Source organism: Acetobacter estunensis (genome assembly GCF_019083805.1).
In the GTDB taxonomy this organism is placed as follows: domain Bacteria; phylum Pseudomonadota; class Alphaproteobacteria; order Acetobacterales; family Acetobacteraceae; genus Acetobacter; species Acetobacter estunensis_A.
Genome location: NZ_JAHRDV010000001.1, coordinates 12,985 through 31,443 on the forward strand (window position 1 = coordinate 12,985; position 18,459 = coordinate 31,443).

The following is an 18,459-nucleotide window of genomic DNA, read 5'->3' on the forward strand; positions in this document are numbered from 1 at the left end:
TCAATAAAAGCGGTGATATCACTGGCGCGAAAGCGGATACTGCGTCGCCCAAGGCGATAGGAAGCAATTGCACCGCATCGCGCATATTTGCGCAAAGTCTGAGGATGAAGACTCATCATTTCTGCCGCCCGATCAACTGTCAGAAGTCGATCAGAAATCGGGCCATCTATACTTCCCTTCACGCTGCCTCTCCTTTCTTCTCTTCGATGATCTCGGCCTCTTCCGCCCATCCCTCGATTCGCTTGCCGGCGTCATCCTGCTCGAGAACGCATTCCGGGAACCGGATCGTCCAGTCGCGGCCGTCCGTTGCATCGGCTTGGAACATTCCTTCGCCTGCCGACCTCACCGTCAGTTCCCAGCCCGGCAATCCATCCGTGCTGGACCCGACGATGGCAGCTCGGCCCTCGATGCGTGTGCGACGACAACTGCGGAAGCCAATTGGCCATCTCATGGCCGTGTCCATGAGCATCGCGCTGTAAAGCCCATTGTCGATCGGCGTTAGGGAGAGGTGGTAGCGGGGCATTGCAACCTCTCTCCCGCGGTCGATCCATCGAACCCAGTCAGGTGGGCAAAACAAACTAGATGTATCTCGCGGATTTCTTCGTATCCCCAACTGGCTACGCCACCGTCAGTCCAAATCCCTCGCCGGCCGTCGTCCGTTTCATGCGCAGAATCCCACCATGCGACAGAATAGAAATCCCCACACCACACGAGAATCCGAGTTCCGGTTTTCGGTGCGTCACGGATCGGCCGCCACATCGCGCCAAAGGCGGATTTTAGGGCAGATTCCGCTCTTCTTGTGTATTCACCACGGTCTTTATCAAACCGAAAATCAGTCACCGATTGAAGTGTTGGAACTCCAACCAATGAAGCATCGAAGTTGGCCATTGCGATCGCCGCCGCCTCGATCATTTCTGGCGTCGGGGTCATGCGTTCCTCATCGGGAGCGCGGCGCCCCGCTCTGCACGCATGCACTTGATATAATCGAAGACTTCCTTCGCATCTCTATGCATGGTTCCTGGAATAGCATTGATGTTGGCGTGCATACTTCCAAGATCTGGACTAGCGGTGGCGAGCGCCAGATTCAGACAGTGTGTTAGCGCCGCGATGCCATTTACCACGTTGTGCCCCGCCATCAGCGTTTGGATCTGTAACGCGAGGGTGTCGCAATCTCTCTTGCTCATGACCGCCCCTTCTCGACCAGTACCAGAACCATCAGCGCCATCAGGACGACGACGATCGCGTTGAAATGCAGCCCGAGCACATAGCTCCAGATAACAGCGCCCAGATCCCGGCCCATCTCAAAGGCAAGTCCCCAGACCATCGCGCTCAGAAGCAAAATCGAGGCCCACACGCCAACCAGGAGCGGATCAATTCCGGATCTTGGCGTCAGATGAGGCGATCTCATGACGCAGCGCCTCCCGTAATGCAGTAAGGATGCCACGCCCGGCTCGGAACCGGCACATGCGGAGCCGCACTGACCCATGTCGGCGGGCATGTCAGTTCCATGCCACTATCCAGCATGATGACATGCTCAATCGTGCGACCCGAGATCGTCTTGATGGCGACTTCACGGCCTGCCATCGGTTCCGCAAAAGCCTGCCGGCGCCCAGATGGATCGCGAACTGTCACGGGACGATTGCGCTTCTCGATGCGCGTATGAGAAGCGAACGTAAAACCAGGAGAAATCTGCATGTGTGTTACTCCGCCCACACGTCGACATCGACGGGGCTGATGTGGCGTTTGAGGATGGCGGCCTGATCGCGGAAGCACCGCGCAACATTCAGCCAAGCCTCAGACGCCGGAATGAAATTACGTGTTCGACAGTCCTGCGCGGCCTCTTCAAAGGCATCTGCAAGGGATAAAAACTGTCCCGTCAGATTGACCAAAGCCTGGTCCGGGCACGGGCAGCGTCGAATTGCTTCAAGCGGGCTCATGACGCACCCCGCATGCCGGAGCGACAATTGTCAGCCGCCCCGGCCGCTTCCATCATTGCGGTGTGAACTCCAGCAATGAGGAAACCTATGTCTGACGAGAAAAACCAAAACGAAAAACCAGCTTCGGAAAGAAGACCGCCAAATTTCGGTGAAATCCCGCTTTTTCGGCAAGATACATCCGATAAGGGCGCCAACATACCGCCGTTAACGATTGGCGACGTCGTCAATCCTTCTTCTGAAAGCGTCCGTGAGGCGACTAAATTAGCGCGCCAGATCTCAGGCACCCTACGAGGACTTACCGGCCGAAAATTTTGACCATAAAGCCACCCAGCACCGCCACAACCGGTGTTGTGATCAGAATACAGACCGACAGCCGGCTGCATTTCCCCATTTTTCGGAGATGCCGCTTGTTGTCGGCTATTCCCTGTTCCAGCGACTTCAAGCGTCCAGTAAGAACCGAAATCTCTGTAAAACGCCCAGAATAGTCCGTAATTAACACTTCCCAATCTGCCGGAAGTATGCCCGCATGCGCCCACGTTCTGACGCAGATTACATAAACACCCACACACATGGACGAGACGCAGCCAGCCAGACCGATAATTGCCGCAGTTTTCATGGGAACTGACAACAAAGAAGAAAGAGGTGCGCTCACCAAAACCACTGATATTGGCAGGCACCAACCAATAACCGATGTGACTGTTTTTACGAGACTTTCGCGAGATGATTGCGTTTCCGCGAGACAGGCTTCGGCAGATTTCACCGCCTCTCGCGTTGCCCATAGCGGAAAATCTTCCCCACACGCTCCGACGTCTATTTCTAATGGTGGGGCAGCTGGGTCGGTCATGCGTGAAGACTTCTGATTTTCTGGAGCGTACGGATGAGCGTTTGTAGCACGGCCCCTCGGAATTGTGGGTGCTATGGACCGTCGAGCCGGGCGCATTGGTCGCTTGGACATCGGCAATCCTCATGTCTGTATCAGTTGCGCTCACACCGCCCCTCCCTGCTGGAGTGCGACAGCCTCTTCTTCGTCCCGTATGGCGTTCACGCACGAACCGGACGCGATCAGGATCTGGCATCGCGCATTTTCGTCGTAACGGCCGGCTCGCAGAAGCTGGGCCATTACTTCCAACAACGCTGCCTGCGCCTGCAGTCGATGCATTGACGCTTTCAGTGTCCGGACTGTTTCGGGTGTTGGAGTGGTCATGATGCCGGTCCTGGGCGATCGATCTCGACATTGCCTGCGACGATCTCAAGCGCGACGCGATGAGCGATGAGTTCGTCCGCGACGAAGCGCAGGCGCAACAGACGGTCGGTCGGCATCTCGTAGGGAGATCGAGTGCCGATGTTGAGGGCGATATCCTCGAACATGCTCTGCGCGAAGTTTATCCCCTCACGGACCTGGCTCTCCCCATGGTTAGGGCCGTCATGCGCGGTCTGAGCACCGCTCGCCTCGGTAGCAATCTCCTCAGCGCGGCGAGCGACGGTAGACGCAAGCGAGAGGACGGCCTGCGCCATCGGGAACGGTGGATCGTTGTCGCGGAATTCGCAGAAGACTATCCCGTAGGCCAGCGTGTAACGCGGCTTGGCGCTCATACCGGATACTCCAGACTGGAGATGTAGGTGAGCGTCTCAGTGCGAACATGAAAGCACTCGCCAGACCGATCACGGACAAACCTTCGGCCGTCCCGATCATGTTCGCCCGTTACAAACACCACGCCGAGACCAGGGGTCGGAACCCAGTCTCCGAATTTCCATTCGTGCGAAGGCTTTGCCGAAAGTTTGGCAAGCTGGGCTTTCAGGTCGGTGTTTTCTTTGGTGAGCCACTCGTTAGCGGCTCGCAGCAGCTCGATGCAGTCAACGAGCCTATCGCCGCTGGCGATAAGTGTATGAACTGCGGCGACCAGAGCGGCCTGTTCGTCGTTCGGGTGCTGCGACGGGGTGTCTGAGCTTTTGTTGAGCACGTTGGGTCTCCATCACGTGGGGTGATGGAGGAACACATCCAACATTTTGTTGGGTATGTAAACACCAAAACGTTGGATTGCGTTCTACATGTGTTCATTTTGGTTGTATGACCTGCACTCACTTTGGCTGCATGACGACACGATTCCGCGCCATGACAACACCGAACACCGCAAGAAACGAAGTGGCGTCGGTAACTACATATGTTGCCAAAATTTACTTTTGCGCTCGGCGGCCTCATTCCGTATGCTATTAAATTCTTCCGTATAAATATGCCCGTCATCAACGCGAGAAAAATACGCGTATTCGGCGATTTTCATAAACGCGTCATGTACTTTTCTTTTATCAAAATCATAACTTATAATCAGATGAAGAGCCACACTCTGTGCTTTAAGTGCTGCATATGCATCAGGATCTTTTTCAAACGGATCATCTGGTGAAAAAAACAATGAACTTGGATATTTATCACAGTCAACAGGCAGGTTTTCTTTAAGGTCAACAACAAAATCTTCTGTATGTGTATTAAATACAACGCCACAATCTTTTGCGAATATCATTTTATGCCGCCTTGTCTATATCGCCTGCAATAAGTCCGTTGAGATTTACACCTGTTACACGCCGAATAGACGCCAAAACACTTAAAGGCGGCTCACGAATGCCTCTTTCATAAGTCCCATATCTTTCCGGTTCAATGCCAAGCAGTTCGGCAAATTCTTTTTGAGTGATACCGGGATTTCCGGTTTCCTGACCAAAGGCATGCCGCAACATTCTCAGCCTCGCAGAAAACTGAGCACGCACATCGGATGCAGGAATCTTCGTCGCTCTTGCCATGCTGAAGTGTGTGCCTAGTTGCATGCTAATTTCACGGGACATTATGTCGTTGCAAAATCCAACGTTTTGTTGGATACCACTCTCATGAACGCGATTAATCGTAGAATTTCCCAGGGAAGCGTTGTCCCACAGGATGCGGCAAGGCGCCTAAACGTTTCGCTTGAAACCGTACGACTGTGGCGCTGTGGGAAAAGGAAAGTTTCAGTGGGCCGGGTCGCCGATGTTTGTGCGATTTTTGGAATTACCCCGGAAGACGTTCGCCCCGACATCTTCGGTCCCTCTCCATCCGCTGAACCTCCAGCCATCACACCCGGACAACCCGAGGGAGCCGCGGCATGATCGATCATGAACTGCCCCCCGAGCTGGCGCTTGAGGTTCTGCGCTCGACGGCTGTGGAGCTTGGCTTTCTGATCACTCGTCCTGAGGACGCTGGCCTGCTTGCCTTAGGATCAGATAGCTCGCAGCAACTGCTTCAAAGACTTTCGAAGCAAGCCCAGGCACTCCCTGTGGAAGATGTTGTGCAATCAGCGTTTCAGGAACTTGGACTTTCAGAGTTCCTGACCACGGAATGCGTCCATCGCATCCAGTCAGACGTATTTTTACTTCTGCTTGCCCGTCTGAGATGCCTTCGCCTTCGCGACGTACGGACAGAAGTTTTAGCGTCATGGATGGAAGCTGATCAGTCATCGAATGGCACTCCAAATAGTGACGTCTCTCTGACGGCTGTCGCTGATGACGAAGTTCGCGACTGGAAAGATAGCCTCACAGAGAGAGCGCTTGAGGTTGAGGTCTTTCAGGAGCGGTGTGCAACAGGAGACGCCGCGGCATGAGCGATCAACGACGCACTGTGCAACAGGAACTTGCGGCGGTGGCGGAGCGAGAGCGTCAAAGAAATCGCGAGCAAGCACGCATACTCGACAAATTGCGGGAGGCTCGCCGCGCCGAAAACAAAGTTATGGTGAAATGGTGGGCACCCTATTCTGGCGAGATCCGTGAAGTTCTTGGAGACTCTCCCGATGTCTCCTCGACTGCCGGTGCCGAACGGTTCGTTTCCGAGGGTCGAGTTCGGGTAAACGGTCGAAAAACGCTCGATAAGCGCCGGGTGATCAAAAAAGGAAGTGTAATCACTGTCCATGCGTTCCCGATCGGCGACGCCGATAAATTGCATCTTCAAGATCATCTGCAAGAGTGCCGAGCATATGGTCATGCCCAGCCGAACGCAGGTTGGTGTTCATCTGGCGGAATGACTGGGAAGACGTTTCGCTCATGAGATCACGCGCCTCATCAAATAGGCCGTTGTCATCGTGGGCGAGCAGCATGGCCACCATTCGTGACAGCGTCTGGACGCGATATTCAAGCGTGTCGATGCGTGCTTCCAAAAGTTCGCGATCCGTTCGGTTCATAGAATCCTCCATGGTTGTGTTTGGCGACCCCATGGTGGGCCGCCACGACCGGAGCGCCAAGGCTCCGGTCGTGATGCGGTCATTCGCTTCCCCTTCTCCAGTTGCTCCTGTCCCCGCAGGCAACAATGGCAGGAAGGACACCCAAGATGTTGGGTATCTCACCCAAGAACGTGGGTATTTCACCCAAGACGCCGGTGCAGACGATGTCCGGTAGCACCCTCACCGATCAGTTCCAGGACATGGTCCGCGAGGAGGTGGCGGAGCGTCGCGCGTCCGGTCTCAAGGGCGCGTTTCGTGAGGTCGCGCGTATTTTCGGTCTGACGGAACGCCGTGTGCGGGCTGCCTGGAACCGGGAACTGCGGAGCGTGCGAGCGGAAGAATGGGAGGCGGTGCGCACACGACGCCTCGCGTCCCTGCGCGCCCGGCAAGAGCATATCGCGGCGGAACTGGCCGCGCTCGAGGAAGAATTCGCGACGCATGATGCGGGGTTCCGATGAAGGAACAGCTGCTTGCGCTCGTGCTCGTCGCCGGCATGTCGGCAGGCATTGCCTTCCGGTACCGGCTCGAACTCACCCAGCTTTGGATCCGGCGTGAAACGCGCGTGATCCGGCGCCGTCTCAGGCGGCTGCGTCGCCTTGAGCGGTTCGTCTCAGGAAGGATTCCCCCGGCATGATGTCATCGGACCGCATCGCGGCGTCCGTTCGCGCCCTTTCCGAAAGGGGCTTCAGCATTCGCGCGATTGCGCGCGTGATCGGGCTGTCCGAGCGCCGCGTGAAGCAGCTGCGCAAACTTGCAGCCGATCAGCTTGATGGCGCGATGGTGGCCCAGAATGGCTAAGGTCCAGCCGCGCAAATTCGGCGCCGCACCGCGCAAGCGCCCATACAGTATTCCTCGCCGGCCGCTCGATCTTTCAGCGCTGAAGAAAGGCCACGTCCCGGCCGATCTGGACCATCAGGTGCGTGTATCGGGCGGAATGACCCGCGTGGATCCCTCGCTCATGAAGTGGTGCTGGGGGCTTTGGTATGTGTGAAGTCTCGGTTGGGCTCGCTGATTTTTACGGGAAACTGAATACAGCGATCCGCGACGCGGGTGGTGTGGCAAAGTTCGCGCGGCTTCACGGGCTGAATGAGCGTCGTGTTTACGAGACCCGCAATGCTGAGCGCATGCACGCGGCGGCGGCCTATGCTGTCGGTCTTCGTCCGGTCACCATGTATCCGGTCACGGGCCAGCGCGGCGCCTACGTCTCGCAGCGGCAGGTTTACGAAAAACTGAATACATTCGAGCGGAATTTTCCGACGCAGGTCGAGGCGGCCAAGCAACTTGGCGTGTCACGTCAGACGCTGAACAATATTCTCAACGGGCGTCGCGGGCTCGACAGTGTGCTTGCCGGCCTCGGATTTGGCGGACCGGTCACCCGTTTCATGAAAACCGCCCCCACCAAAAATCAAATTGCTGGAGAATAAACCGTGGCTGATGGCGGTCTCTTCACGAACGCTCTGCGTGAGCCACCGGCGAACGTGGATGCGGAGCAGGCGCTTCTTGGCGCGATCCTGACCAATAACAAGGCGTTCGCACGCGTTGATGACATCACTGAACCCGTCCAGTTCGCCGTGCCGATCCATGGTCGGATCTATGAGGTCTGCCGCAACCTGATCAACGCTGGCACGGATGCAAATCCGATTACGGTCAGGGCGCATATCGAGGGTGATCCGTTGCTCGGCCGCACCACGGCGCCCGATGTTCTCAAGGCGCTGCTGATCGCAACCGTCGGCATCATGAACGCGCGGGATTACGCCCTGACGATCAAGGATGCGTGGGTGCGCCGCCGCCTGTTTACCGCCTGCACGGAAACACTCGACCTCTGTTGTCGTCCGGGAGATGCCCTTGCCGGCGACATCGTGGACACGATCGAAACACGACTGCTGGCCTTGGCGCGTGGCATGGGTGAGGAGCAATTGACCGTCACGCTCGCCGACTCAATGGAGCAGGCCCGCCAGCAGGCACTGGAAGCCTCAAAGCGCGGTAGCGGTCTGGCTGGCACGACGTGGGGTTATCGGGCACTTGATCGCATGACAGGTGGCATGCTGCCGACAGGCATCTATGTGCTCGGCGCGCGGCCCGCCATGGGCAAAACCTCGCTCGGTTTCGGCGTCGCGATCCGCGCGGCCGCCGCAGGCGAGAGCGTGCTGTTCTGGTCGGGTGAGATGACGCCGCCTCAACTCGGTGCCCGTGCCGGCGCTGCGTGGGCGCATCTCTCCACACAGTCGGTCTTCACCGGACGTCGCTACGATGTCCCCGAAGATCTTGAGACGGGCGAGCGCGAGGAACTGACAAGCTGGCAATGGCGCGACCTCGAAGACGGCGAGCGCGCCGCGGCGGCACTGTCACTGGAGATCGACAGCCAACCGGCCATCACCGTTGCAAAGCTTCGGTCACGTGCGCGTCGAATGGCTCGCAGCAAGCGCGGCCTGCACCTGATCGTGGTGGATTACATCTCGCTTATGTCGTCTGGATCAGAACAGGCCGACATGAAACCCTATGAGCGCACGACGCTGGTGTCACGTCAGCTCAAGCAACTCGCCACCGAGTTGAAGGTGCCGATCATCGTGCTGGCGCAGCTCAACCGCGAGAACGAACGGCGCGAGGACAAGCGTCCCCAGCTGGCCGACCTACGCGATTCCGGCGCGATCGAGCAGGATGCGGACATGGTGATGTTCCTGCATCGCGAGCATTACTACCTGAAGAAGCTCGCGGATGGCGGTCTGCAGCGGAAAGACCGTGAGAGCAACGAGGACTATGCAAACCGATGCAGCGCTCTCGCCGCGCGCGTTGCCGGATCTGAAGGCAAGGCGGAAGTCCTGATCGCAAAGAACCGTCAGGGGCCGACCGGCACGTGCCATCTGAAATTCACCGATTACTCCACATGGTTCCGCGACACATTCGAGGATGATCGCGGCCCGGCGTGGAGCGTCCAGCGCGAGGATGAATTGCCATGAGACCGCTGCGCCAACGCCCCGGACGCCATGCCCGCGTCATCATGACCGATCAGAGGTGGCAATTGCTCCCGCTTGCCGCACGCGCCGCGTGGCTCCAGATCGCCGACATTGCCGACGCGATGCCGGAATTGCGGCAACCGCCCGCAGGCCGTGCTGTGTCTATAGCCGATCTGTGCCGCCTGCTGGCGGCTGATCCATCCGAATTCGAACTGGCGCTCACGCATCTCGTCGAGCGCCAGATCATGGAACCGGCCTTCGATGGTTTCCGGTTGAAAGCGTACTGACATGGCCAGAAAAAACCCTAATGAGATAGTGCGCTTGATGGCGACAACCGACCTACGCCTCCTAGCGATGGACGATGCGGCAAGTTGGTTCTGGGTCAAATTAATGTGGCTCATAATCGAATGTGGTGCGGATGGGCGTGCCGTGTTTGGCGCAGGTCGCATGCCGCACATCGCGGATGTTGCGCGCCTTCGGTTTCGCATGACGGAAACCGAATTCAAAACCCAGATGGAAACCCAATCCAAAACCGAACTCATCGTATGGGATGCAGAAACCGGCACGCTCGGGTTTCCGCGTGAACTGCAGCCCGACCGGCGCACGATCGCGAACCGGATCAACGGCGCAAAGGGCGGTCGACCGCCAAAAAAGCGGATCAATGAGCGCACCGATCCTGCTCAGCGTTACCTGCCGCCTATGGCCATCTCAGGAGGAAAATCAGCGATGACGGAAACCCAAACCGAAACCCAACCGGGTTCGCGCGCGCCTATAGCTAAGCTAGCTGGTACAGATATCTCTAAAGCTACAGCTAGCTTGGAACCCACCAAGGATCAGATCGATGCGGTCTACAAGCGCATTGGGCCGAAGGCGTTCGAGGCTGCGGGCTACGATCTGGCGAAAGACCTGGGAAACTACCTCTGCGCTCGCCAGTGGGCTGGCGACGGGCTCAAGCGCGGCCTGAGCGCCGAGCGGATTGAGCGCGTGGTTCTCGACGAGATCGAGCGTATCGTCGAGCGTGAAACCAAGGCGGGGCGGCGCATCAATGGCTTCGGCTATTTCCAGAAGGGCGTGGCCAAGGCGATCGAAGCGGCAGATGCCAGCGCGCCGCTGACGGTTGCCGATCACCTGGCCGAAAAGGACTGGGAAGCCGCGATGAAGGACTGGCTGCGCAATGGCGCCAAGGATGAGCGGCCGCGCCTGGAGGACTTTGCCAAGGCACGGGCGGCGTGAGTGCGACCATCCAAGGCGCTGACGGCGAGTACGTCGATCTCTCGGGGATCGCGATCCGCAAGCGCCGCCCGACCGAGTTCTCGTCAGACCGTCCTGTTGTCGATCAGGTCGAGGAATGGCTGAACGAAGCCGGGCTGACGCTGGCCACCATTCGAATGAAAGGCCTGCGTCCTGCCGGCATGAAGACGCATTGGCCCGACGTGGTGGTCGACGTGGACGATCTGTGCTGGTTGCGGGACAGCGACGATGTTCTGCCGCCACCATCTGCGGATGCAATCGCCCGCATGGACGTAGCACTTGAATGGGTGAGCCTGCTCGATGACCAGCGCCTGCGGACCGTGGTGAACAAGCGCCTGATCGTGAACCCGATCTCGGGAAAGTTCCACTGGGAATGGCGGAAGCTGGGACGTCTGCTTGGAATAGACCATAAGACGGCCAAGGCTTGGCATAGACGCGCCTGTGAGCTCATCGGAAAAAAAATTCGCCATCTGTAATTTTCCTCTCCCCAAATTCCCCAGAATGCACTATCTGGGATGACATGATGAGGCGGCGTGCATCCAGCGGGGTGCGCGCCGTTTTTCGTTAGAGCCATGCGTCGCGGATGCGAAGGCATGCGCTCAACTCATGAAGACGTGAGTCATGCGCCCGGCGCATCGCCCGGCCCCCTCCTATGCATTTCGCGTGGGTCCTTCCTGGGAGGGTCACGCTCCGGGGGTTATTCGCGCCCCGGTCAGACAGACTTTTTGACCAAACAAAATAAGGGTTTCTGTTGTTGTTGTTGTCGTCTGGCACCGCTGCATCTGCTGCTCGGCCTGCCGACGCCACTCCCATGCTCAACAAGCGTGAGCTTTCGCGGCGGCTGAAGGTCTCCCTCCCCACGCTAACGGCCTGGATGGAGCGGTGGCCGGAATTTCCGGTCGCGCAGCGTGGCACCAACGGCTCCAGTTATCGGTTCGATGTCGAGGCGGTCTTCGCGTTCCTCTCCGAGCGGCGCGAGGAAGAGGCGCAACAGAAGGCCGGACGCGACGAGCAGCTGATGGCGCTTCAGCTGAGCTTCGGCGATCTCTTCCCTGCCCCGGATCCCGTGTCGGACAACCGGCGGCGGCTCTCCACCAAGGAAGAGATCGACCTGTGGAAGCTGCGCGACCTCAAGCGAAAGGAGGCTGAGCGGTCCGGGCAGCTCGTGATCGCCGCCGAGGTGGAGCAGCTGTTCCAGGCGGCGCTGGCGCGGCTCAACCGTGATGCGACCAGCTTCATCCGACGCCTCGGTCAGCAGGAACGCTGGTCGGACGCCCAGATGCGCTCCATCGAGGCGCGCTTCGCGGACATGCAGCGCCAGTCAGTGCGCGATGCCTTAGCTCTCCTCGATGAGGAACCGGATGCCGATGAGCGACAGCTCAACCTCACCTGACGATCTGATGCCGGGCGACGTCCAGTTCGCGGATCCGCGACAGATCGTTCGCAACGCCCTGAAGGCCTATCTCCCGGCCGAGAAGATGGACGTGGCCGAATGGGCCGAGCGCAACCGTTTCCTGGACAATAGGGGCGGCGGGTATGTTGGTCGGTGGTCACATGACGAGGCGCCTTACCTCGTTGGCCCTATGCAGTCGCTCACCAGCCGCACGCATCTCACCACGGCCGTTGTAGGGCCGGCGCGCTCGGGCAAGACGGCTTGTGGTCAGAACTGGATCGGGCAATCGGTCGAGATCGATCCGGCCGATATGCTGGTCTATGCCCAGACCGAGGACGCGTTGGAGAGCTACGTAAAGCGCGAAATCGAGCCGATGATCGACAGCCACCCCGTTATGAAGGAGCGGCTGGGGACGTTGCCCAAAGATCGCTCGATGAAGTTCAAGCGGTTCCAGGGAATGTGGGTCGAGTTTCTATCGGCCACCTATTCGAACATGATCTCCAAGTCGGCACCGCGCATCATCGCGACCGAACTGGATGCGTTCCCCAAGGATCTGGGGGACGCCTACAAGTTGTTCTCCATCCGGCGCGACAGCTTCGGCACCGAGAGCATGGTCTACGTCGAGAGCCATCCTGACCGCGCGCAGGGAGCAGAGCCATCCCAGTGGACTGACGGGATCATGAAGCTCTACGCGGACAGCGACCGCCGCACCTGGTGGTGGCCGTGCCCGCATTGCAACGGCTTCTCCAGCCCGACGCCCGGAGCAGTGCGCCAGATGACGCTGCACTGGCCCGAGGATGCCCCGCTTGATGAGATCCGCGAGGCGGCGGCGCTCCAGTGTCCATGCTGCGGCTCTCTGATCGAGGACCGGTGGCGGCGCACGATGAACCTGGACGGTGTCTGGGTTGGCGCTGGCCAAGAAATCTCGGTCGAGGGCGAGGTCACGGGCGAACTGCTTCGCAGCGACATCGCGGGCTTCTGGATCACCGGCCTGATGTCGCCCTTCGTGACAGGCGGTATCGGCACCCTGGCGCGTGAGGCCGCCAAAGCCCAGCGGGATTACGCGACCACGGGCGACGACAAGGATCTCCGCGAAGTCACCGTCAAGCGGTTGGGCGTGCCCTACCAGTCGCCACGTCGGATCGGGTCGCTGGATGCGGCCGCGCTGGCGGACCGGGCCGAACCCGGCCTGCAGTTGGGCTTCGTGCCCGAAGGCGTGCGATTCCTCACCGTGGGCGTGGATATTCAGGCCAATCGCTTCGAACTGCTGACGCGCGGCTGGGGCGTGGACGGCGAAAGCTGGATCATCGAGCACCGCCGTGTCGCCGCGGATCCCGCTACCAGCCCCGAGGATTGGGATCGCCTGCTCACCGATTTGTCGGAAACGCTTTATCCGCTGGCAGACGGCAGTCGACGCGGCATGCGGGTGCTTGCCATAGGCTACGACTCAGGCGGATCCGAGGGTGTCACCCTGCAGGCCTACGGTGCGTGGAAGCGTGCGCGACGGGCGATGCGAGCACGGATGATCGGACAGATCGAAGGGCGTGAGGCCTGGACGATCCTTCCGCTCAAGGGCGCGTCCAATCTGAATGCGGCATCGCTGTCGGTGTCCTACCCGAACACGCAGCGCAAGGATCGCAACGCGGCCGCACGGGGCGAAATTCCGCTCGGATCCTTCAATCCGAACCGGTTCAAGGATGATGCGGTCACGCAGTTGCAGCGGGCAGATGCCGGTCCCTGGTGCGTGCATTTCCCGTATGCGCTTCGGGCTGCGGAGCCGCCGCATCCCTTCTTCGAGCAGATCGTCTCGGAGCGCCGGCGGGACGATGGTCGATGGGAGAAACTGACGTCGTCCTCACGTAACGAGGTCCTCGACCTTCTGGTCATGACCGACGTGATGGCCAGCCTACATGGGCTGCGTCGGATCGACTGGACACGACCGCCCGCCTGGGCAGCACCGTGGGATCAAAACGTGCTGGTGAAGCAGATCATTGCGGACGCCGAGGTGCCCAAGCCGAACCAGACAACGGACAGCCGTCCTGCGGCTCTCCCTGTTGCCGCTCCACAGGCCAAGAGCACGGCTGAGCGAATGGCGGAACTTGCCCGAAAGTATGGGTCGAACGGTTAGAGGAGAACGGACATGGCGCTCGATCTCAAGGTCGGCCTCGATGCGAAGAAGCTAATGCGAGATCTGAGCGCCCTGTCGGAGAAGGAGATACCGAGGGCTGCCGCGAGCGCGCTCAATCGTCTGGCAATTGGAGCCCGACTGAAAATCCGGGATCGAATGGAAGAAGTATTCGATCGACCCAAGACCTTCACGCTGAATAGTTTCTGGATTCAAACAGCAACGCCAAAAAATTTGGAAGCTGCTGTCATGACGAAAGACATGGCTCCCAAAGGAACTGCCGCCGTTAAATATCTTGGCCCTGAAATTCACGGAGGGCGACGGGATATGAAGAAATTCGAGCGTGATTTAGCTCCATTGTCACAAGGCCAATACGCAGTTCCAGGCAAAGATGCACCGCTGGATCGCCACGGAAACATTCCGAGAAGTGTTCTGCTCCAGATACTCAGCCGTTTTAATTTGATGTCGGGCACGTCCGCTTACATGAACATGGGCGACCGAACTGCACGTCGCCTTCAAAAGCAAAGGAAAAATGCAGCCGGCCAACGAAGTGAATACTTTATCGCGCGTGAGCGTGGAGGTGGTCTCCCAACGGGCATTTATAAGTTGGTTGGCCCTGGAAAAGTGGCACAAATCATTCGCTTCACCCCGAGAATTCCAACTTACAAAGCAATTCTGCCTGTTGAGCAGATTGTCGAACAGACCATTGCGCGCCGGCAGGACCGGATCGTGCAGGAAGAAGTCATCAAAGCGTTCCGACGCAGGGGGTTGAAGTGACATATCCAGTCTTCCCCGTCGGGAAGCTCTACAATCCGGACACCAGCATTCTCGCCGGGATGAGCCGCGATCAGCTGCAGGCTGCCCTCGCGTCAGCCCAGAATGCTCTGATGCAGCTGACCACAGGCGGTAAGCCCGTCAGTGTTTCGTATGCTCAGGGCGATGGATCACGTTCGGTGACCTACACGGCCGCCAGCATTCCGTCGCTCACCGCCCTGATCATGCAGATCCAGCGCCAGTTGGGTATCGGTCGCCGGCGTGCCCTGAGGCCGTTCTTCTGATGGCAGGATTTCTTTCTCGGATCGCCTCGGTCGTTCGCGGTGACTCGCCCGGAACGGGAGTGGCGCGCACTGAGCCGAAGGCCCCGGATCCTCGGCGCGCTCATGCGCTCAATGCGCCCATGGGTATTCCCTACGATGCGGCGGATTACTGGGGGCAGCATCTCTCGACTTGGCAGCCGATCCTGTATTCCGCCGATACGGAGATCAATCCGTATCGCGACACGATCGTCAGCCGTATCCGCGATCTGGTGCGCAATGATGGCTGGGCCTCGGGCGCCATCACCCGCACCCTGGACAACGCTGTCGGCGTCAATCTGCGTCCGGTTGCCAAGCCTGACTACCGAGCACTTGCTCAGATCAGCGGCAACAATGCCTTCGACGCTCATTGGGCACGCGAGTTCGGCGCGGCTATCGATGCCCGGTGGCGGCTATGGGCGAACTGTCCGGACAACTGGAACGACGCGGAACGCATGCAGACCTTCGGTCAGCAGATGCACCTCGCCTTTCGACACCTGCTCATCGATGGAGATGCTCTGGCCATTCTGCCCTGGGACGAAGACGCGGTCGGTTATGGCCGCGCGCGCTACGCGACTACGGTCCAGATCATCGATCCGGATCGTCTGAGCAATCCACAGATGATGATGGATCTGCGGCTGATGCGTGGCGGGGTCGAGATCGACGATCGCGGCCGTCCGATCGCCTATCATATCCGTCGAGCGCATCAGTCGGACTGGTATAGCGCGGCGCAGAGCGTCGAGTGGGAGCGTATTCCGCGCGAGACCAGCTGGGGACGCCGACAGGTCGTTCACATGTTCGAACACCATCGGGCGGCGCAGCACCGGGGCGGAGCGGGTATGCTCGCTCCTGTGGTCCAGCGCCTGAAGATGCTGATCAAGTATGATGGGACCGAACTGGATGCCGCAATCATCAACAGCGTCTTCGCGGCGTATGTCGAGAGTCCTTTCGACCACCAGATGACGGCCGAAGCCCTCGATCCGGGCATGCCGAACGAAGGCATGTTCAATGCGCGATGGGAGCAGCAGCTTGCCTGGAATCATGGGCGGAACCTGAGCATTCAGGGATCGCGCATTCCGATGCTGTTCCCAGGCGAAAAGATCGGAACCGTCAGCGCAGCACGTCCCACCAGCAATTTCCGTGATTTTGAAAAGGCGGTGTTGGGGAACGTCGCGACAGGAGCCGGCATGGCCTCCTTCCAGCTGAGCAACGACTGGTCCGACGTGAACTATTCGTCAGCGCGCGGCGCCCTGTTGGAGGCCTGGAAGACGCTTGCCCGGCGACGGGAGGATTTCCAAATCGGGTTCGCATCACCCGTCAGGGCCGCGGTCATCGAAGAGATGATGGAGGTCGATGACCTTCCTCTTCCCCGCAACGCACCGGACTTCGTGGAGGCCAAATATGCTTATTCCCGCTGCAAATGGCTTGCGCCTGGTCGTGGTTGGATCGACCCGGTCGCTGAAAAGCAGGGTGCGATACTCGGGATGGACGCCGGTCTCTCCACCCTGGAAACCGAATGCGCGGTCAATGAGGGCGCGGATTGGGAAGAGCACCTCGACCAGCGCGCGATCGAAATCGCGGCGTTCAACGAACGCAACATCCCGCTCCCCGAGTGGAGTGGGGCTGAGCCTGCATCACAAACCGCAACGAAACCGGAGGAAAAATGAGGCGTGTCCAGGCAGACGCGGTTCTGAACCGCCCTCTGGCGTTGTCCGACGCGCGCGCAGCCGTTCTGCAGCACATGCTGCGGACGGCGGGTGTGACAGCCCTGTTCGACGACGATGGGGACTTCTGGTCGGGCGCACCGCTCTGGAATGAGGGCGGGATTGCCGTCATCGGGATCGGGGGCATGCTGATCGCCGGCAAGGTCGGCTGGGGCTATCCCTACGTGACCGGCTACGGAGATATCGCGGAGCGGCTTGAGGAAGCGCTCAACGATCAATCCGTCCAGGCGATCGTCCTCTATATCGACAGCCCAGGCGGTATGGTCTCGGGCCTGTTCGATATCGCCGACAGGATCTACCAGGCGCGGGCAATCAAGCCGATCGTCGCCATTCTGGCCGATGAGGCCTATTCGGCAGCCTACGCGCTGGCGAGTTCGGCGCAGACGATCACGGTGCCCCGCACAGGCGGCACCGGATCCATCGGCGTCCTGATGCTCCATACGGACGTCAGCAGGATGCTAGATGAGGCCGGCATCAACGTCACCGTGTTCCGCTATGGCGAACACAAGGCGGAAATGCTCGAGGTCGAGCCTCTTACCGATGGCGCGAAGACCCGTGCGCAGGACACGATCGACCGGCTCGGTGAGATGTTCGTCGAACTGGTCGCGCGTAACCGAGGTCTCGATCCCCAGAAAATCCGCGACATGAAAGCGGAGACATTCCTTGGTGAAGACGGCGTCAAGCTCGGTCTGGCTGATGCCGTGATGAGCCCCGATGCGGCGCTGCTGGATCTGCAGGCCAATCTGAACTGACATTTTCCGAAATGGAGAAAAGTATGAGCGCACCGCGCACCGCGGCGGCGAAGAGCCCGTTCGCGCATCTCAATGGTGTCCGTGCCGAAGATCCTGACGATAACAAGGATCCGAAGAACGACGGCGACGCCACAGGAGCAGACGGCGATCCCGATCCTGAGGACGACGAAACCGATCCGAAAGACGGCAAGAAGGGCAAGAAAGCCCGGAAGGCCGACGATACCGGCGGTGATCCTGACGAAGATGGTGACGACGATACCGACGCCGAGGACGAAAAGGACGATGACAAGGCCAAGGCACGCGCCCGTGAGCGTGGGCGTTGCGCCGCGATCTTCGCGTCCGAAGGGGCTGGTCGCAATCCAGCTGCGGCCGCCGAGATTGCCTTCAACACCACCCTCGGCCGTTCTGCCGCTGTTCGGCTGCTGAGCGCGATGCCGGCAGCGGCTCCCGCTGTGGCGCAGGAACAGCCTCGCCGGGCGCCTGCCCTGCGGGACCGCATGGCCACCGAAGGGCGACAGGCTGTGCCTGCTCCTGGCGCCCAGACTGAAAATCGGCCCGGTTCGCGGCTGGCGGCTGCAATCAGTGGCCGACGTGGAGGAACAAACTGATGTCGGGAAGCAACGGCAACGCTTACGGGTTCTACCCTTCGGCCCAGCAGGACACCTTCGTCCCGGATCAGCTGATTGCGGGCAATCTCAAGCTCGTGACGGCCGATGTCACCATTGGCGAAAATCAGACGCTGGTGCGCGGCTCAGCCATGGGCAAGGTGACGGCGACCGGCGTCTACATCCTGTCGGTCGCCACAGCGACGGACGGCAGCCAGACGCCTGTGGCCGTGATGGTTGACGCTGTGACGACCAGCGCCAGCGCGACGGGAAGCGGGTCGATTTACAAGATGGGCGAGTTCAACTCGAACTATCTCACCTTCGATTCCAGCTGGACCGCTCAGACGCTCGCGGCCGCCATGGCTCCCCCGGTCTTCGTCAAGACCGCCCTCTCTAACGATATCGTCTGAGGT

General features: G+C 59.5%; 33 protein-coding genes and 1 pseudogene. 19 read left to right on the plus strand and 15 right to left on the minus strand.

Annotated elements, in window-relative coordinates:
* Positions 1–5: 5 nt before the first annotated feature.
* The 7 genes and pseudogenes from KUA11_RS17765 to KUA11_RS00105 form a co-directional block, all read right to left on the minus strand.
* A pseudogene (locus tag KUA11_RS17765) lies at positions 6–230 on the minus strand (helix-turn-helix domain-containing protein); the annotation flags it as partial.
* On the minus strand, positions 179–523 hold the full coding sequence (locus tag KUA11_RS00080; protein WP_217408661.1) for a hypothetical protein: 345 nt from the start codon (positions 521–523) through the stop codon (positions 179–181). The gene KUA11_RS00080 and the pseudogene KUA11_RS17765, both read right to left, overlap by 52 nt.
* Positions 499–930: a hypothetical protein gene (locus KUA11_RS00085; protein ID WP_217408662.1), complete on the minus strand. Its 432-nt coding sequence runs from the start codon at positions 928–930 to the stop codon at positions 499–501. Before KUA11_RS00085 ends, KUA11_RS00080 begins: the two co-directional genes overlap by 25 nt.
* Complete coding sequence (locus KUA11_RS00090; RefSeq protein ID WP_217408663.1) at positions 927–1,184, minus strand: hypothetical protein; 258 nt, start codon at positions 1,182–1,184, stop codon at positions 927–929. Before KUA11_RS00090 ends, KUA11_RS00085 begins: the two co-directional genes overlap by 4 nt.
* Entirely contained in the window at positions 1,181–1,408 is a 228-nt protein-coding gene (locus tag KUA11_RS00095; RefSeq protein WP_217408664.1) for a hypothetical protein, read from the minus strand. Before KUA11_RS00095 ends, KUA11_RS00090 begins: the two co-directional genes overlap by 4 nt.
* Positions 1,405–1,695, minus strand: a complete 291-nt coding sequence (locus KUA11_RS00100) for a hypothetical protein (protein WP_217408665.1) — start codon at positions 1,693–1,695, stop codon at positions 1,405–1,407. The genes KUA11_RS00095 and KUA11_RS00100 overlap by 4 nt, the downstream gene beginning before the upstream one ends.
* Before the next feature lie 5 nt (positions 1,696–1,700).
* The gene (locus KUA11_RS00105) at positions 1,701–1,937 is read right to left on the minus strand and encodes a hypothetical protein (protein WP_217408666.1); all 237 of its coding nucleotides are present in this window, start codon (positions 1,935–1,937) and stop codon (positions 1,701–1,703) included.
* Between the two features lie 87 nt (positions 1,938–2,024).
* Between KUA11_RS00105 and KUA11_RS00110 the strand changes: the two genes are divergently transcribed.
* Positions 2,025–2,252 (plus strand): hypothetical protein, encoded by a 228-nt coding sequence (locus tag KUA11_RS00110; protein WP_217408667.1) that lies wholly within the window; start codon positions 2,025–2,027, stop codon positions 2,250–2,252.
* Here the strand turns inward: KUA11_RS00110 and KUA11_RS00115 are convergent.
* The 6 genes from KUA11_RS00115 to KUA11_RS00140 all read right to left on the minus strand — a co-directional run bounded on the left by KUA11_RS00115 (position 2,233) and on the right by KUA11_RS00140 (position 4,727).
* On the minus strand, positions 2,233–2,781 hold the full coding sequence (locus tag KUA11_RS00115; RefSeq protein ID WP_217408668.1) for a hypothetical protein: 549 nt from the start codon (positions 2,779–2,781) through the stop codon (positions 2,233–2,235). The genes KUA11_RS00110 and KUA11_RS00115 overlap by 20 nt on opposite strands.
* 141 nt (positions 2,782–2,922) lie before the next feature.
* Positions 2,923–3,141: a hypothetical protein gene (locus tag KUA11_RS00120; protein ID WP_217408669.1), complete on the minus strand. Its 219-nt coding sequence runs from the start codon at positions 3,139–3,141 to the stop codon at positions 2,923–2,925.
* Positions 3,138–3,530, minus strand: coding sequence for a hypothetical protein (locus tag KUA11_RS00125; protein WP_217408670.1), 393 nt, complete (start codon positions 3,528–3,530; stop codon positions 3,138–3,140). The genes KUA11_RS00120 and KUA11_RS00125 overlap by 4 nt, the downstream gene beginning before the upstream one ends.
* Positions 3,527–3,898, minus strand: coding sequence for a hypothetical protein (locus tag KUA11_RS00130; protein ID WP_217408671.1), 372 nt, complete (start codon positions 3,896–3,898; stop codon positions 3,527–3,529). The genes KUA11_RS00125 and KUA11_RS00130 overlap by 4 nt, the downstream gene beginning before the upstream one ends.
* A 195-nt stretch (positions 3,899–4,093) precedes the next feature.
* On the minus strand, positions 4,094–4,453 hold the full coding sequence (locus tag KUA11_RS00135) for a hypothetical protein (RefSeq protein WP_217408672.1): 360 nt from the start codon (positions 4,451–4,453) through the stop codon (positions 4,094–4,096).
* A 1-nt stretch (position 4,454) separates the two neighbouring features.
* Positions 4,455–4,727 (minus strand): helix-turn-helix domain-containing protein, encoded by a 273-nt coding sequence (locus tag KUA11_RS00140; protein ID WP_217408673.1) that lies wholly within the window; start codon positions 4,725–4,727, stop codon positions 4,455–4,457.
* A gap of 335 nt (positions 4,728–5,062) precedes the next feature.
* Between KUA11_RS00140 and KUA11_RS00150 the strand changes: the two genes are divergently transcribed.
* Positions 5,063–5,557: a hypothetical protein gene (locus tag KUA11_RS00150; protein WP_217408675.1), complete on the plus strand. Its 495-nt coding sequence runs from the start codon at positions 5,063–5,065 to the stop codon at positions 5,555–5,557.
* Here the strand turns inward: KUA11_RS00150 and KUA11_RS00155 are convergent.
* Together KUA11_RS00155 and KUA11_RS00160 are read right to left on the minus strand one after the other, a co-directional pair.
* Positions 5,521–5,907 carry a hypothetical protein gene (locus KUA11_RS00155; RefSeq protein WP_217408676.1) on the minus strand — a complete coding sequence of 129 codons (387 nt, stop codon included), beginning with the start codon at positions 5,905–5,907 and terminating at the stop codon, positions 5,521–5,523. The two genes, KUA11_RS00150 and KUA11_RS00155, sit on opposite strands and share 37 nt — an antisense overlap.
* Positions 5,852–6,130 (minus strand): hypothetical protein, encoded by a 279-nt coding sequence (locus KUA11_RS00160; protein WP_217408677.1) that lies wholly within the window; start codon positions 6,128–6,130, stop codon positions 5,852–5,854. The genes KUA11_RS00155 and KUA11_RS00160 overlap by 56 nt, the downstream gene beginning before the upstream one ends.
* 146 nt (positions 6,131–6,276) lie before the next feature.
* On the opposite strand from KUA11_RS00160, the gene KUA11_RS00165 reads away from it, so the two are divergent.
* The 17 genes from KUA11_RS00165 to KUA11_RS00245 all read left to right on the plus strand — a co-directional run bounded on the left by KUA11_RS00165 (position 6,277) and on the right by KUA11_RS00245 (position 18,456).
* Positions 6,277–6,627, plus strand: coding sequence for a hypothetical protein (locus tag KUA11_RS00165; RefSeq protein ID WP_217408678.1), 351 nt, complete (start codon positions 6,277–6,279; stop codon positions 6,625–6,627).
* Positions 6,624–6,803: a hypothetical protein gene (locus KUA11_RS00170; RefSeq protein ID WP_217408679.1), complete on the plus strand. Its 180-nt coding sequence runs from the start codon at positions 6,624–6,626 to the stop codon at positions 6,801–6,803. Before KUA11_RS00165 ends, KUA11_RS00170 begins: the two co-directional genes overlap by 4 nt.
* Positions 6,800–6,967: a helix-turn-helix domain-containing protein gene (locus KUA11_RS00175; RefSeq protein WP_217408680.1), complete on the plus strand. Its 168-nt coding sequence runs from the start codon at positions 6,800–6,802 to the stop codon at positions 6,965–6,967. Before KUA11_RS00170 ends, KUA11_RS00175 begins: the two co-directional genes overlap by 4 nt.
* A complete protein-coding gene (locus tag KUA11_RS00180; protein WP_217408681.1) occupies positions 6,960–7,160 on the plus strand; it encodes a hypothetical protein in 201 nt (66 codons plus the stop codon). Before KUA11_RS00175 ends, KUA11_RS00180 begins: the two co-directional genes overlap by 8 nt.
* Entirely contained in the window at positions 7,153–7,593 is a 441-nt protein-coding gene (locus KUA11_RS00185) for a helix-turn-helix transcriptional regulator (RefSeq protein ID WP_217408682.1), read from the plus strand. Before KUA11_RS00180 ends, KUA11_RS00185 begins: the two co-directional genes overlap by 8 nt.
* A 3-nt stretch (positions 7,594–7,596) precedes the next feature.
* Complete coding sequence (locus KUA11_RS00190) at positions 7,597–9,126, plus strand: replicative DNA helicase (protein WP_217408683.1); 1,530 nt, start codon at positions 7,597–7,599, stop codon at positions 9,124–9,126.
* On the plus strand, positions 9,123–9,410 hold the full coding sequence (locus KUA11_RS00195) for a hypothetical protein (protein ID WP_217408684.1): 288 nt from the start codon (positions 9,123–9,125) through the stop codon (positions 9,408–9,410). Before KUA11_RS00190 ends, KUA11_RS00195 begins: the two co-directional genes overlap by 4 nt.
* A gap of 34 nt (positions 9,411–9,444) precedes the next feature.
* Positions 9,445–10,356, plus strand: a complete 912-nt coding sequence (locus KUA11_RS00200; protein ID WP_217408685.1) for a hypothetical protein — start codon at positions 9,445–9,447, stop codon at positions 10,354–10,356.
* Entirely contained in the window at positions 10,353–10,850 is a 498-nt protein-coding gene (locus KUA11_RS17400) for a DUF6362 family protein (RefSeq protein WP_217408686.1), read from the plus strand. The genes KUA11_RS00200 and KUA11_RS17400 overlap by 4 nt, the downstream gene beginning before the upstream one ends.
* Positions 10,851–11,185: 335 nt before the next feature.
* The gene (locus tag KUA11_RS00210; RefSeq protein WP_217408687.1) at positions 11,186–11,767 is read left to right on the plus strand and encodes a terminase small subunit; all 582 of its coding nucleotides are present in this window, start codon (positions 11,186–11,188) and stop codon (positions 11,765–11,767) included.
* Positions 11,742–13,895, plus strand: coding sequence for a terminase gpA endonuclease subunit (locus KUA11_RS00215; protein WP_217408688.1), 2,154 nt, complete (start codon positions 11,742–11,744; stop codon positions 13,893–13,895). Before KUA11_RS00210 ends, KUA11_RS00215 begins: the two co-directional genes overlap by 26 nt.
* Before the next feature lie 12 nt (positions 13,896–13,907).
* Positions 13,908–14,669 (plus strand): hypothetical protein, encoded by a 762-nt coding sequence (locus tag KUA11_RS00220; protein WP_217408689.1) that lies wholly within the window; start codon positions 13,908–13,910, stop codon positions 14,667–14,669.
* Positions 14,666–14,950 carry a gpW family head-tail joining protein gene (gene gpW, locus KUA11_RS00225; protein WP_368040891.1) on the plus strand — a complete coding sequence of 95 codons (285 nt, stop codon included), beginning with the start codon at positions 14,666–14,668 and terminating at the stop codon, positions 14,948–14,950. The genes KUA11_RS00220 and gpW overlap by 4 nt, the downstream gene beginning before the upstream one ends.
* The gene (locus tag KUA11_RS00230; RefSeq protein WP_217408690.1) at positions 14,950–16,632 is read left to right on the plus strand and encodes a phage portal protein; all 1,683 of its coding nucleotides are present in this window, start codon (positions 14,950–14,952) and stop codon (positions 16,630–16,632) included. Before gpW ends, KUA11_RS00230 begins: the two co-directional genes overlap by 1 nt.
* A complete protein-coding gene (locus tag KUA11_RS00235) occupies positions 16,629–17,441 on the plus strand; it encodes a S49 family peptidase (RefSeq protein WP_217408691.1) in 813 nt (270 codons plus the stop codon). Before KUA11_RS00230 ends, KUA11_RS00235 begins: the two co-directional genes overlap by 4 nt.
* Positions 17,442–17,464: 23 nt before the next feature.
* The gene (locus tag KUA11_RS00240) at positions 17,465–18,049 is read left to right on the plus strand and encodes a hypothetical protein (RefSeq protein WP_217408692.1); all 585 of its coding nucleotides are present in this window, start codon (positions 17,465–17,467) and stop codon (positions 18,047–18,049) included.
* Positions 18,049–18,456, plus strand: coding sequence for a head decoration protein (locus KUA11_RS00245; protein ID WP_217408693.1), 408 nt, complete (start codon positions 18,049–18,051; stop codon positions 18,454–18,456). The genes KUA11_RS00240 and KUA11_RS00245 overlap by 1 nt, the downstream gene beginning before the upstream one ends.
* Positions 18,457–18,459 lie beyond the last annotated feature (3 nt).